The sequence below is a fragment of the Shewanella morhuae genome (assembly GCF_003028295.1).
Lineage (GTDB): Bacteria > Pseudomonadota > Gammaproteobacteria > Enterobacterales > Shewanellaceae > Shewanella > Shewanella morhuae.
Window position 1 is genome coordinate 1160282 of the sequence record NZ_PYSG01000002.1, and the last position, 13373, is coordinate 1173654.

Consider the following 13373-nt stretch of genomic DNA (forward strand, 5'->3'; position numbering starts at 1 on the left):
TAAGTATATGTTTTTATATGTTTTTATTTTGTTGTAATCCAGTGTTCTTTACTCTAAAATCTTGCAGAATTTATCTATTGAGATATGGCAATCATATCTTTTTCGACGCCCCTCGAAAATCAGGCTCACTTAATCCTTCCTTGAGCCCTTGAGTACAGCAAAAGCGTAGCCTCAATTTTTGGATGTAGCATAATGGTTTCGCAATTAAGTGAAGCAATGCTGGACGTGATCGCTGATGCCCTAGTCGATAAAGGTTATATTTTTTTATCTGACTTAATTCCTACCCATATTAGCCAAGTGTTATTGGAAAGAATCCAATCGACGCAAGCTCATGAGCTTAAAGCAGCCTCTATTGGTCGTGGCATAGAGCAACAATTAAACCCTGATATTCGTCGTGACAGGATCCAATGGTTAGAGGAGTCTAATGAACCCGATAGCCAGTATTTGGATGTAATGATGCAACTCAAAAATGGCTTAAATCGTCGCTTGTTTATGGGCTTATTCGATTATGAAAGTCACTATGCCGTGTATCAGCCTGGCGCATTTTATAAGAAGCATGTCGATGCACTTAAAGGCAGTCAAAATCGTATTTTAACGACAGTGTTTTTTTTAAATCCCGACTGGAAAGCCGCCGATTGCGGTGAGTTGATTATTTATGATGAAGCCAATATTGAGATTGAACGCATCGCGCCTAAAATGGGCCAATTTGTGATATTTCTTAGCGAACGCTTTCCCCATGAAGTAACCCAAACCCTAGCTCAGCGTAATAGTATTGCTGGCTGGTTTAGGGTCAGCAATAGCGTGCATGGTTTTTAATCTTCTGGATAGTTAACACCTAAATGCTGTGGCTAGGTTTAGGTGTTTAGCCGTGCCGAGTGCTTATTGTTATTCGTTACCGTTGATCACTATTAGCGATAGTGATGTGTTGTCGTGTATTCATCTTTTATCTCTACCTTCCTAAATATCTCACTGCCCAGCGTTTTATCAATCTTAATTTTTAGATAATCCAAGCCACTGACAATATAATAAATTTGTCCAATCATACTGAAAATAGAAGTGTTTTTTTATTCTCGTTTAATGTTAGGCTAGATAAAAGTGTGCGCTGCAGCACGGTTTTTATCATTTAACGGAGACGGTATAGTGGGCAGTGAAGATAACTTAGGTTGTTTAACGGGTGAGCATATCGTGCTTGAGCCTTTGTCCTTGTCCCATGTGGCGGCATTGAGTTTAGCCGTTACAGATGGTCAACTTTGGCGTTTATGGTATACCAGCGTACCAGAGCCAGCGCAGATGAAGCTCTATGTGACTAAAGCCATCGATGAAAAAGCACAGGGTCAGAGTTTTCCGTTTGCGGTGCGCGATAGAGTATCTGGTGAGATTGTCGGATGCACGCGAATTTGCCACTGGGAGCCTGACAATCGTCGCCTTGAAATTGGCTACACTTGGTATGCCAAAAGTGCCCAGCGTACGGGGATTAATACTGAATCTAAATTGCTATTGCTGACCTTCGCCTTTGAAACCTTAAACGCCATTGCCGTTGAGTTTCGCACTCACTGGCATAACCAAGCCTCCAGACAAGCCATTGCCAGACTCGGTGCTAAGCAAGACGGGGTGTTGCGTAATCACAAAATTCTTAAAGACGGCACAATCCGCGATACTGTGGTGTATTCCATTATTGATACTGAGTGGCCAGCGGTGAAAAACAGTCTGCAATTTCGATTGCGACAACGACCGTTAATACGCTAACGATAAAAAGGAAAGGTCCATGGCAAGCATTATAACTCGAGCTGATGTGACTCATGCCCATGATGTCGCAGTGTTATTTAATGAGTACCGACAGTTTTACGATTGCCAAGATGATTTAGCGGCCGCCGAGCAGTTTATTTGTTCAAGATTGGTAGATGAGTCGTCGGTGATATTTATTGCCAAAGATAATCAAGGGCTTGGGTTAGGTTTTATTCAAATGTACCCCAGCTTTTCATCGCTACGTTTGGCGCCGATATTAATTCTTAATGATGTTTATGTAACGCAACACGCTCGCTGTGTTGGTATTGGGCGAGCGTTAGTGCTGCAGGCTGTCTGTTATGCCAAAACGCATAAAATGAGTTATTTGATGTTAGAAACACAACAAAAAAACCAGCGCGCGCAAGGCTTATATGAAGGTTTAGGCTTTGTGCGCAATCAAGATTTTATACCTACGAGCTTGAGATCCACCCAGAGCTTGGTTAGGTTTATGTATAACGATTCAAAAGGAAAAGTAGCATGTTAACTCAGGTAAAAACGTTAGTCTTAGGTGGTTTAGTTTTCAGTGCCAGTACAGCTGCTTGGGCCGGTGAAGCAGAAAAAGCATTGAGCGAAGAATTAATTGAATGCGCCGCTTATTACCAAATTAGCTCCGAAGCGATAGCAGCAATGAATGCCCCGCAAATGCAGGCGGTAGGTGAACGTTTAAAAAACTCTAAAGTAGAAGCCGAAAATCTCGCTAAAAAATACAATTCAGAGGCTGAAGTCACTCAAGCGGTGGCCGATGCTAAAACGCGCCAAATCAAAAGTCTAGGCGGTTCAAGCAGCTTAGGAGCGTTAATGGGTCAATATAAAGAACAATGTAAAACCCTCTTAGCCGATCCACAAAAACGCTTAGATTATTGGACCATGGCAACTATGTAACCGTTGCGTGTTGTCATTATTGTCAATGAAAGGAGCCTGCAGGCTCCTTTTGCATTTTTAAAGGGCATTGTTAAAGATAATTCTTAGTGATGTGATATTAACCTTTGCAATTTGACAGTTTTACATTGCTACATTAAGTCCACGCTAATCGTATGCGGATAATTGTGTTATCTGCTTTGGTTTTTTGCTTATTTCGATTTTTGCGGTGCTCGAACCATTGAACTCGATGATTGAACGTTTATTTTATCAATAGATAAAACAGTTATTGTTTTAATGTAATAGCATATTCAGCGGCAAGTTCGCTCAGTTTACCATTATTGATTAATAGCTTTATCCAGTGGGAAAGTTGTTTTTCATCAAGTATCGATTGGGGATTAAGCAAGATGCCATTGTCATAGGCTTGATCCCATTTATCGGCGATTAACAATAACGGCTTGTCCTGTGGATTCATCTTTAAATAATATTGTAAGTAAGAATGGGTGACGGGAGCGATATCAGCGCGTCCTCGTAGAACGCTCTGTATTGAAGCGCTATTGTTATTAACAAACAAAGGGTTAAATTGTAGTGAGAGAGTATCTGGTGAAGTTTTAAAATTAGCGAATTGATAGTGATAGCCTTTCACTATGGCAATAGACTTGCCGGTTAGATTTTTAAAATAATGTTGATCCTGCGCTTTGGCGTTAAGTGCAATCAATACTTCACCATCTAACATATGTAATGGAATAAAATGATAATTAATGTTGTGCCATCCCCAAGTGGGATTTTCAAATATAAGCATGTCAAAGCGGCCTAAGGCGTAGGCTTTATATCGGTGTTCTATGCTGGTAATCGTAAATTCAAATATCACTTCTTGTTGTATTTGATTTAATGCATCGATAATGTCGAGGGTGAGGCCAGTGTAATGGCCATTATGTAGATCCACATAGGGAGCAAATTGATAACCACCGACACGAATCGTCGGTTTTTCTGTCGGTTTTATAGAGTGTGCCCTTTGAGGTGGTACCGGCTCTTGAGCTAAAACAGCAGTATGAAAGCTTACTGCTAAACAAAGGAAAAAGAGTTGACGATATAAAGGGTTAAATATCATGTATACCTCTAATTATTTCTAGTGTTGCCTGTCTGCCCATCACTTTTACAAGTATATACCATTATTTTTGCTTAATCGTTTGGATATCATACGAATTTTAACTTCAACATAGTAAGCTAGCGCAAAACGGATTAGGGAGATCTCACATTGAGTAAAATAGCATCTCAAGTGTGTAATTGGGTGGAACAGGGACATATCACCGCCGAACAGGCAAGTACGCTTTATGTACAACTGGCTTCGCGGCCTAATGTATCGAGCTGGCGCGGTCTAATTGCCCACTTATTACTGTGGTTTGGTGCGCTGAGTGCTGCCTGTGGTTTGATTTTTTTCTTTGCCTACAATTGGCAATCCCTCGGGCGTTTTGCCAAATTTGCTCTTATCGAAGTTGCGATTCTGCTCGCTATAGCGGTATTCGCTTGGCTCTATTATCGCACCGCACATCAGTTTCGCTCAGTCCATCAGGCTCAAACTGAGGCTAATGCTGGGAACCAAGCGAATACTCAATCTACGGTATTTGGTGCCACAACAGCTAATACAGTATTGCTTACAGCAAGCGTGTTAGTGGGCGGTTTATTGGCACTGGTTGGACAAACCTATCAAACGGGGGCTGATCCTTGGCAGCTATTTGCTCTATGGGCGCTGCTCATTTTACCTTTTGCATGGGTGGCAGGGTTTGATGCTTTATGGTTACTCGTGGTGGCACTGTTTAACCTTAGCTTAGGATTAATTTTTGATACTTTTGCTCATTTTTGGGGTGATTTCTGGGATGAGCAGCGACTGCTACTAATATTTATCTGTTTAAATTTAGCCATTTATTATGCTTTTGTTTTTTTAGACCGAAAAGTGGCGGGGCGTTGGCATGCTCCGCTTGTGGAGTACGCCACTTCAATGTTTGCTATGGGCTGCTTTACGTTATTAATCTGTTGGTTGATTTTTGATGATGCTTTTAACCACGGAGAGCTTAATTCTTGGATTTTCTGCGGCTATATTGCTCACCTTGGCCTCAGCTTCTTTGTGTTTCGCTATGTATTACCGCGAATATACCCCTTAGCCTTGGGTGGCTTTAGCCTGATTGCTGTGGGCGCGGCATTACTGATTAAATTAATGTTTGAAAACAGCGATCCTATTGGTGGTTTTCTCTTTATTGGTCTTTATATTATTTTAGCAAGCAGCGGATTAAGCATGGGCTTAAGAAAATTGAACCGGCTTTTTAAAACGTCGCCCGCGATATTAAGTACCAATAAGGAAACAGTGGGAGACACTCATGGACGAAAATAAAGACTTATCAGTAGGTCAGCCGCTCAATTACGCATTAAATAATAGCGCGGCGCCCAATGACAGTTCGAGTGAGCCTGAACTGGCCGCATTGTGGCAAATCTTATATGCCCAAGGCAAAGTCAAATCACCTCATGCACCTGAAACGCAAGATACGCCTTGGTATATTGCCGTTATGCAAGCTTTCGCCGCTTGGATAGCCGCCTTGTTTCTACTAGGGTTTATGGCTTCACTGTTAAACGTGGTGTTTGATCAAAATGAAGAGGATATCGCTTTAGTTGTTGGAATCGTTTATTTGGGCATAGGGCTTGGGTTTTACTTGTTGGCCAAACCGCAAATCTTTGTGCAGCAGTTTGCTTTTGCCATTTGTTTGAGTGGACTCTTAGGCATTGCTTGGGGATTATATAATATTTTTGGGTACGACTTTAGCCTGGCTTGGTATCTGTGTATGGCGAGCATTCTTTTGCTACTTTGGGGGTTAATTAACCATAGTTTGGCTCAGTTTGTATTTGCCTTTTGTGTCAGTGCTTGCTTTGTCGGCATTGCGGCACAGATTAACTTATTCTATCTCTGCCCGAGTGTGTTGGTGTTAATCGTCAGTTCGCTATTATTCAACCTCAATCGTTTAGGGCGACATTATCAACGCGCGCGTATGTTGCTTTATGGTTTTGCATTGATGTTGTTGGATGTTCAACTAACACATGCTTTTAGCATGGATTATCTCTTTGACGAGTTATTCAATCCTTTACAACAAACGCTGTGGTTTAGTGTGTTGCAACTATTGATCATTTTCGTGATAGGCAGTTTTTTACTGATAAATATTTATCGTGAGCGCCAGCAATCGTTGTACTCGTTGTCGGCACTCAGCTGTTTTATCGGTTTAGTTTTAGTGAGTGGCTTATCTTTACCTATGCAGGGGTTATCTACGGCCATCCTCTTGATTTTACTCGGTAATTATAGCAATGAATTTTGGCTAAAAAGCATGGGAATTTTCGCTGCATTACTCTTTGTCAGCGGATATTATTATTCCCTCGAGACGACTTTGTTACTCAAATCCGCCTATATGATGGGCTTAGGTGCGCTACTACTGGTGGCTAGAGTGTTAATGTGGCGGTTATTTCCTGCTAATAAAAATGCCAATGAAAATGCCAAGGAGGCTATGTGATGGGAAATGTGATGGCAAAGCTATCGGCTACACATAAGTGGGCGCTTGGGATTGTATTATTCACCACTGTGGCGATTCTTACGGGCGTGAATTGGCGGATTTTCAAGTTTGAACAGTTGCTTAACCATGGGCAAGTAGTGCGCTTTGCATTAGCACCCGTGGATCCGCGCTCGTTAATGCAGGGGGATTACATGGCGCTGGAATATGCAATTGCCCGCGATGTTAGCAGCGCCTTAACGCCGCAGCAAATGCAAGGCCAGTTATTGTTGGCAGTAGATGAGCAAAAAGTGGCGCGTTTTGTAGACTTTTATACCGACCAAGCGCTCGGTAAAGATCAGCTGCGGGTGCAGTTTCGTGCCCGAGGTAATCAAATCAAACTGGCATCGAACAGCTTTTTCTTCGAAGAAGGGCAAGCCGATCATTTTAGTAGCGCTAAATACGGTGAGTTTAGGGTGAACGACAACGGTGAGTTGTTACTGGTTAAATTACTCGATGAAAAACTTCAGCCCTTATAATCCCTAGCATACTGCTGTTATTCATTTGCGTTATTTACTCCGCTTATTTTTAACAGCAATTTATCTTTACCATATTCATTTTTAATATCACATTTATTATCTCTGGCCGCCTTTATATAGGGCGGTCAACAGCTGGCATACTGCTTTATTCCTAGCTCTGCTCACTAAGCTTTGCTGCTAAATCCTACGAATAATATCCATCTTTAGTTGCAACCTAATGGCAACCAATCTGTAACCTTTATCGTCTATAGTATCGTTAGTCTTTGAAGTGGGATCGCTTTGAAGCATCTAAGCACATAAATCAGATACCAATTTCACATCAAATATTAAAACAATACATTTAGGGGTCTTAATGTTTAATACTAAAACTGTACTGGCGTTAGCCATCGGCAGCGTTTGTGGGCTTGCCCATGGCGCGGATAATTTGATCATTTCAGAATACGTCGAAGGCAGCAGCAACAATAAAGCCATCGAGCTGTATAACCCAACCGCAGGTGTTATTGATTTAAGCCAATACCAATTGCGTTTCTATTTTAATGGCAGCACCAACGTCGGCACGACCATTGCGCTCACTGGCTCATTAGCGGCGGGGGCGACGTATGTGGTTGCCGATAATGATGCCTCTGCCGATATCCTTGCAGTGACAGATCAACAAAGTAGCGCGAGTTTCTTTAATGGTGATGATGCCATTGAACTAACTTATCAAAATCAAGTGATTGATAGTTTAGGTCAAGTCGGTGTTGATCCTGGTACCGAGTGGGGCAGTGGTGATTTATCCACGCAAGACAACACCCTGCGCCGTAATCCAGAGCAGTTGATTGCCGATCCAATCAGCGACGATGCGGTCAGCTTTAGCACTTGGCTAGGTTTTGCTAAGGATGATATTTCTGATCTGGGTAAATTTAGCCCAAGTTCGCCAACTGATCCGGTCGACCCACCTCCGAGTTCTTTAGTGTGCGGCGAAGACGCCACAGCAATTCATACTCTTCAAGGCGCGGGCGCAGCAAGCCCACTTAACGGCCAAACTTTAGTGGTTGAAGCGGTTGTTGTCAGTAATCAGGAAGCCGGCCTTAAGGGCATTTTTGTACAAATGGCCGATAACGAAGCTGATAACGATCCCCAAACCTCCGAAGGCGTATTTGTGTATACCGGTACTGCGCCCACCGCGTATGTGGCTGGCGATCGTATTCGTTTACAAGCTAAAGTGACTGAATATCAAGGCCTAACAGAGTTAACTACTCTGTCTGCACACACGCTTTGCGCCACAGGGCAAGCATTACCAACGGCGGCTGTGCTGACTTTACCAATTAACAGCAGTGATGATTTTGAGCGATTTGAGGGTATGCGTGTTCGTTTTAGCCAAGATTTAGTGGTAAACGAAGTCTACAACCTTGGTCGTTACGGCGAGATTACATTAGGCAGTCAACGTCACTTTATTGGTACGCAAGTGGCTTTACCTGGCGCTGATGCGCTGGCGGTGAGCGCGGCTAACCAACGCGACAGTATTTTATTGGATGATGGTTTAACGGCGCAAAATCCTGATCCGGTGCAATTCCCTGCACCGGGTCTGAGCGCATCAAACACAGTGCGGGTGGGCGATAAAGTGACGCAGCTTAGCGGTGTGATGCATTATGGCTTTAATCTGTATCGCATTATGCCAGTAGAGACGGTTAACTTTGTGGCGGAAAACCCACGCCCTGTCGCACCTACATTAAATGAGGGCGGTAACCTTAACGTCGCTAGTTTTAACGTGCTCAACTACTTCAACGGTGACGGTCAAGGTGCGGGGTTCCCAACTGCGCGTGGTGCCAATACTTTGAGCGAGTTTGAGCGTCAAAAGGCAAAGATTATCAGTGCGATGGTAGGTATTAGTGCTGATGTATTTGGCTTAATGGAAATCGAAAACGATGGCTTTGGCGCCAATTCTGCCATTGCCGATTTAGTCACAGGTTTAAACACTGTAATCGGTGAGGCGCGTTACGCTTATATCGCGCCAACGGGCATGAATGCCATTGGCACCGATGCCATCACGGTCGGCTTGATTTATCGTAGCGATAAAGTCACGCCACAGGGCGCGGCGCGCATTCTATCCAGTGCCAATTCGCCATTAGATGACGACCAGCAACCGCTGTTTGATGATGGTAAAAATCGTCCTATGTTAACTCAAGCCTTTAGCGTGAACGGCAGCGAAGAAAGTGTGGTTGTTGCGGTTAATCACTTTAAATCTAAGGGTAGTGAATGTGCGGGCGATCCTGATCTGAATGATGGTCAAGGTAACTGTAATATCACCCGTACCCGCGCGGCAACGGCAGCAGGCCAATGGATTAGCGAGCAATATCCAGAGCAAGGCGTATTGCTAATTGGTGATTTGAACGCTTATGCGAAGGAAGACCCATTAACGGCATTAGCTAATGCAGGCTTTAGCGAGCTGTTTGCCAAACTTCAAAAGCCGAACCCTTATTCCTATGTGTTCTCGGCTGAATCGGGTCAGCTAGATCATGCTTTAGCAAACGCCGCCCTGCTGGATAAAGTGGTGGATGTGACGCAGTGGCATATCAATACCGATGAACCACTCATACTGGATTACAACGAAGAGTTTAAGACGCCGACTCAAATCCAAGACTTATTCGCCACGGATGCATATCGCTCATCGGATCACGATCCTGTGGTGATTTCACTCTTGCTTGAAGCGGAAAACATCGCGCCAGTGGCCAGTTTTACTCAAGTGGTGAATGGCGCCGCGGTGCAACTGACATCCACTTCAACCGACAGCGATGGACAGATTGTATCAGCCCAGTGGAGCTTTGGTGACAACACAGTGGCAGTGGGTGAGGTAGTGACTCACAGTTACAGCCAAAGCGGTGAGTATCTGGTCACGCTAACTGTGACGGATAATGACGGCCTAACCCATAGCACGTCGCAAGCGGTGACTGTGGTTGTTGGAGAGGTGAAACAACCGCCTGTTGCGCAAATTCAGCGTATCAATTTATTGCTAGTCGATATGTTTATCTCGACTAGCTATGATACCGATGGCGTGATCAAGCAACATAAATGGACGTTCGACAATGGCACCCGCGCTAACGGTCAAGTGGTATTACGCCTTGCCCGCCGTGGGCAACACACAGTTGAACTGACCGTTAAAGATAACGATAAGTTAACGGATACTACGACGCTGACGTATCGTTAAGTCAGTCTTTGTATTCCGTTGATTTTTAAGTCACATCAAGCCCGCAGCCGCGGGCTTTTCTTTTTGCCCAAAAGCAAGATAACGTTGTCGTCAGTTGTGCTGTATTCATTGCCATTGTTTCCTCTGTGACTCGCCGTCTATTTATTTAACAAGAAGCCCCCCAGAGGGCGCTAATAAAATATCCCTGTTTTAGAAGGTCACTGGTGCAACAATACCTATTTTAACTAACCCTCTCGCTGCTTGATTAGCTGAAAAGCTATTGCCCTAAAGTGTGTTTCGTAGTTTGAATGCATTAATCAAAATCAAAGTCGTGGGGCTTCACCCCACACCCGACCAAGGAGGACTGCTCGTCCTATCCTCCTTGGATGCTCCAAGACGCCCCAACGGAGTTGAAAGCCCCTTGTGCTCATTGACAAATTTGCTATCGCTTCCGAAGGATGCGTCCCTGCACCTGCGAAAGCTAGTCGGTCATCCATGACCGAACTCACGCAATTTGCCTATTCGCCCTGCGGCAACTCCGAGGGGAGGTGTATTCCTTGGAGTTTTGAGTTGTTAGATAGCGATTCATCAGCAAAAAATAAGCGCGAAAAATGAGAAAGCTAAAACGATATCAAGTGATTACCCTCAAAACTGTATAAAAAATAGCTACCGCAAAAAAGCAAATTCCTATAGCATCATTCATACCAATTTAGACGGATGTGGCAGCGGCCAAGTCCAACAAGCGATTTATGCCCTGCAAACAGCGCAGCGCATAAATACTAAGACGTTAGATTTCAAATATGGAGTCGGAAATACTTATGGATTTTGGGGAAAATGAATTATCACAAGAAATAACTCCAATATTTAAGGAAAGAGCCTCCCAAATTCCTATAGATGCTATTGGATTACCAACTCGCGCTCGTAATGTTCTAATATCTCTCGGAGCAAAAAATAGCTATGAAGCAGTGCAGTTAACATTGTCTGAGCTATCAGAATCGACAGGAGTTGGTGTTAAGACGGTCTCCGAAACGAGGTCTGCCGTTTATAAGTTCATAAATGAGGTCGCATTAGCCTCAGACGAGAAGATGAAACTTTATATTGATCCGAGAGAAGAATTTCTCTCGTCGACAAACGGTAATCTTGTCGAAGCTTTTCCAGCGATTGTTGAACTGTATCTATCAAAAAAGAAATCCTCAAATATTAAGCGGGATACTGACGTTCTCAAAAAGCGCTTTGGTCTAAGTGGAAACAGAAAATATACATTGGAGGATTTAGGTGCATTTTATGACGTGACGCGCGAAAGAATAAGGCAAGTCGAAGCAAAGTCTATTAAAGAATTACGACTGGTATTAATAGACGAATTAAAAAGATGCACTTGGAAGCTCTCCCATAAAATATATAAAGCTTACGCATCTTTCCTGGAGAGTCTGAAAGAGTATGAATGGCTGATTTTGAAAGAAGATATAGAGCATGTTTTTGCAGATAAATTTGGAGATAAACTGAGTGAAGTATATTTAGAATTGTTTATGGAGGTGTCAGGATACACTAAACTTCCTAAAAACATTATCGGATTTAGAGGGGAAATATCGGAAGCTTGGTGTGTTACTGAAAAATACGAAAAACATGAAATCGAATCTGTTTTTCAAGCTCTTGATCATATATATGATAGAGCTGACTCTTTGCCAGTTTTTGATTTAATAGTCGGCGCCAAGAGAAAGAGTGGGAAGAAATCAAATATTTCAAATGATTCGATAAAAATTGCGCTATCTGCCACTAAAGATATTGAATTCCAAGAAGATCATATTCTTGTAAAATTTTCAAGGCTTAGAAGTGCTTCAGACAAGGCTTTTCGCGTGCTTGAATCGTCAGGAAAACCCATGCATTTTTCTAAGATTGCTCAGGAAATAAATTTTTTATCAAAATCGACTATATATTCAGATTTAATTAAAGAAACAAACTTGAAGAATCAATTAGTCGCTGATAAAAGATTTGTTCCTATTGGAAAGAGCGGAGAATGGGCTCTGGCATATTGGAATAATGTAACCAATATAACGATAATGCAAGCTATCGAGAACGTCTTGCATTCTGAAGGAAAGCCGCTTAAGTTTACCGAGATAAAACTGGCCGTAGAAAAAATAAGGCCAGATGCTTCCTTAAACTCATTAAAAGTCTATTTGAGTGATCAATCGATATTTTCAAGAGTTGGAAGAGGGGAATATGCTCTCAGTGCCTGGAGACTTCAACCAGCAGAAAAATCCAAAAAAAGCGAATCGATTTCAGTTTCTGATTTTAATGAGTCCATTAAGGCTGTTATTAGTATTAAAAACCCAGTAGAGCTTTCTGAGTTGATAAGAGCTGTGTCTATATCAACCGGTCTATCAGAGGTAAGTGTTAGGCAGAGGATATGCACTACCAAGGCATTGCAAATAACTCAAGAAAACGGTAGGAGAAACAAAATAGTTCATTGTAAAGACACAGAAAAATTGAGTTCAAAGTTCGAGGAGCGGCCCCTTCTTCTAAACCAAGTTCAGCAAGAAATTAGATCTATTTTGTTTGAAAAGCCGAACATCCCCATGAAAAAAGGGGATCTTTTTAAGCTGGTTACAAAGAACGTTGAATGCATTCGACCAACGTTTTATCAATACCTAGAAAGAATGAGCGATATTCAAAAGTTCAAAGAAGGAAATAATTTCTATGCGGTTTACATGCACAATGAAGATGTTGAAAAAATTGAGATTGATATAACTAAATATACAACTTGCAGTAAAACTATTTCTTTACTTGGTAGACCATTGTCATTTTTAACAATAGATAATGTTGATATAGCATTATTTGAGTTAGGTCTAATATTTGAGACAAGCATAAAAGACTATTTGAAAAATAAAAATGAAAGTGGATTGTTAAATATAAACTCAAAAGATATAGCAAAATTAGTTAACATGATTGACTGCGTGGTGAGAGAAGGTATTGTTACAAAAGGGCATCATTTGAATACACTAAGAGAAGAGAGAAACAATAGGGCGCACGGAAAGACGCCGAGCATACAGGAAAGGAAGGACTTATTTAATAAAGCACACTATATCGCAGATCTTTTTGTCAAGTACATCTGTTTTTTCCGTGATAATGGATAAAAAATCTAACAATCCGAAGCTCTCTTACTTCACTATGTTCGGGACGTTAATTCATACAAATTTTAATCCGAAACCGATAAGTTAGAGCAACGGGTCTAACACGCTTTTGTCCCAAAACGTGCTTTTTATTTCTTTAAAACTTACTGACTACGCCAGTGCTAGAAAGGTGAGCCATGGTGATTGGCGAGACGACCGTTCGCCCCATGGACGGGGCGGTCGAGCATCCAAGGACGGACTTGCTGCGAGTCGACGAGCAAATACTATGGCAAGCCTGTGCGAGTGGATACCCGTAAACGCTAAACTGCTAACAACTGAAATTACTGATCCCCAAACACTACTTTTCAACACATTTCTGTCCCAAAGTATG

The 13373-nt window shown here is 42.4% G+C and carries 9 protein-coding genes and 1 pseudogene; 9 read left to right on the forward strand and 1 reads right to left on the reverse strand.

Annotation, left to right across the window (positions count from 1 at the left end):
- The first annotated feature begins 192 nt into the window (after nt 1–192).
- The 4 genes and pseudogenes from C9I43_RS05665 to C9I43_RS05680 all read left to right on the forward strand — a co-directional run bounded on the left by C9I43_RS05665 (nt 193) and on the right by C9I43_RS05680 (nt 2667).
- Nucleotides 193–816, forward strand: a complete 624-nt coding sequence (locus tag C9I43_RS05665; protein WP_107882639.1) for a 2OG-Fe(II) oxygenase — start codon at nt 193–195, stop codon at nt 814–816.
- A 324-nt stretch (nt 817–1140) separates the two neighbouring features.
- Nucleotides 1141–1746 carry a GNAT family N-acetyltransferase gene (locus C9I43_RS05670; protein WP_107882641.1) on the forward strand — a complete coding sequence of 202 codons (606 nt, stop codon included), beginning with the start codon at nt 1141–1143 and terminating at the stop codon, nt 1744–1746.
- Between the two features lie 19 nt (nt 1747–1765).
- A pseudogene (locus tag C9I43_RS05675) lies at nt 1766–2229 on the forward strand (GNAT family N-acetyltransferase).
- A gap of 33 nt (nt 2230–2262) precedes the next feature.
- Nucleotides 2263–2667, forward strand: a complete 405-nt coding sequence (locus C9I43_RS05680) for a hypothetical protein (protein ID WP_107882645.1) — start codon at nt 2263–2265, stop codon at nt 2665–2667.
- Between the two features lie 262 nt (nt 2668–2929).
- On the opposite strand, the gene C9I43_RS05685 is transcribed toward C9I43_RS05680, so the two are convergent.
- A complete protein-coding gene (locus tag C9I43_RS05685; RefSeq protein ID WP_107882647.1) occupies nt 2930–3754 on the reverse strand; it encodes a substrate-binding periplasmic protein in 825 nt (274 codons plus the stop codon).
- Nucleotides 3755–3901: 147 nt separating this feature from the next.
- Here C9I43_RS05685 and C9I43_RS05690 point away from each other — a divergent pair, with 147 nt between their 5' ends.
- The 5 genes from C9I43_RS05690 (at nt 3902) to C9I43_RS05715 (ending at nt 13006) form a co-directional block, all read left to right on the forward strand.
- Nucleotides 3902–5032 carry a DUF2157 domain-containing protein gene (locus C9I43_RS05690; RefSeq protein WP_107882649.1) on the forward strand — a complete coding sequence of 377 codons (1131 nt, stop codon included), beginning with the start codon at nt 3902–3904 and terminating at the stop codon, nt 5030–5032.
- Nucleotides 5019–6194, forward strand: a complete 1176-nt coding sequence (locus C9I43_RS05695) for a DUF4401 domain-containing protein (protein ID WP_107882651.1) — start codon at nt 5019–5021, stop codon at nt 6192–6194. Before C9I43_RS05690 ends, C9I43_RS05695 begins: the two co-directional genes overlap by 14 nt.
- Entirely contained in the window at nt 6194–6709 is a 516-nt protein-coding gene (locus C9I43_RS05700) for a GDYXXLXY domain-containing protein (RefSeq protein ID WP_076501885.1), read from the forward strand. The genes C9I43_RS05695 and C9I43_RS05700 overlap by 1 nt, the downstream gene beginning before the upstream one ends.
- A 352-nt stretch (nt 6710–7061) precedes the next feature.
- On the forward strand, nt 7062–9896 hold the full coding sequence (locus C9I43_RS05705; RefSeq protein ID WP_107882653.1) for an ExeM/NucH family extracellular endonuclease: 2835 nt from the start codon (nt 7062–7064) through the stop codon (nt 9894–9896).
- 797 nt (nt 9897–10693) lie between these two features.
- The gene (locus C9I43_RS05715; protein WP_181317852.1) at nt 10694–13006 is read left to right on the forward strand and encodes a sigma factor-like helix-turn-helix DNA-binding protein; all 2313 of its coding nucleotides are present in this window, start codon (nt 10694–10696) and stop codon (nt 13004–13006) included.
- The last annotated feature ends 367 nt before the right edge of the window (nt 13007–13373 follow it).

Coding starts and splice junctions, on each gene's coding strand:
- C9I43_RS05665 (WP_107882639.1), top strand. CDS start 193: ATGGTTTCGCAATTAAGTGAAGCAATGCTGGACGTGATCGCTGATGCC.
- C9I43_RS05680 (WP_107882645.1), top strand. CDS start 2,263: ATGTTAACTCAGGTAAAAACGTTAGTCTTAGGTGGTTTAGTTTTCAGT.
- C9I43_RS05685 (WP_107882647.1), bottom strand. CDS start 3,754: ATGATATTTAACCCTTTATATCGTCAACTCTTTTTCCTTTGTTTAGCA.
- C9I43_RS05695 (WP_107882651.1), top strand. CDS start 5,019: ATGGACGAAAATAAAGACTTATCAGTAGGTCAGCCGCTCAATTACGCA.
- C9I43_RS05700 (WP_076501885.1), top strand. CDS start 6,194: ATGGGAAATGTGATGGCAAAGCTATCGGCTACACATAAGTGGGCGCTT.
- C9I43_RS05705 (WP_107882653.1), top strand. CDS start 7,062: ATGTTTAATACTAAAACTGTACTGGCGTTAGCCATCGGCAGCGTTTGT.
- C9I43_RS05715 (WP_181317852.1), top strand. CDS start 10,694: ATGGATTTTGGGGAAAATGAATTATCACAAGAAATAACTCCAATATTT.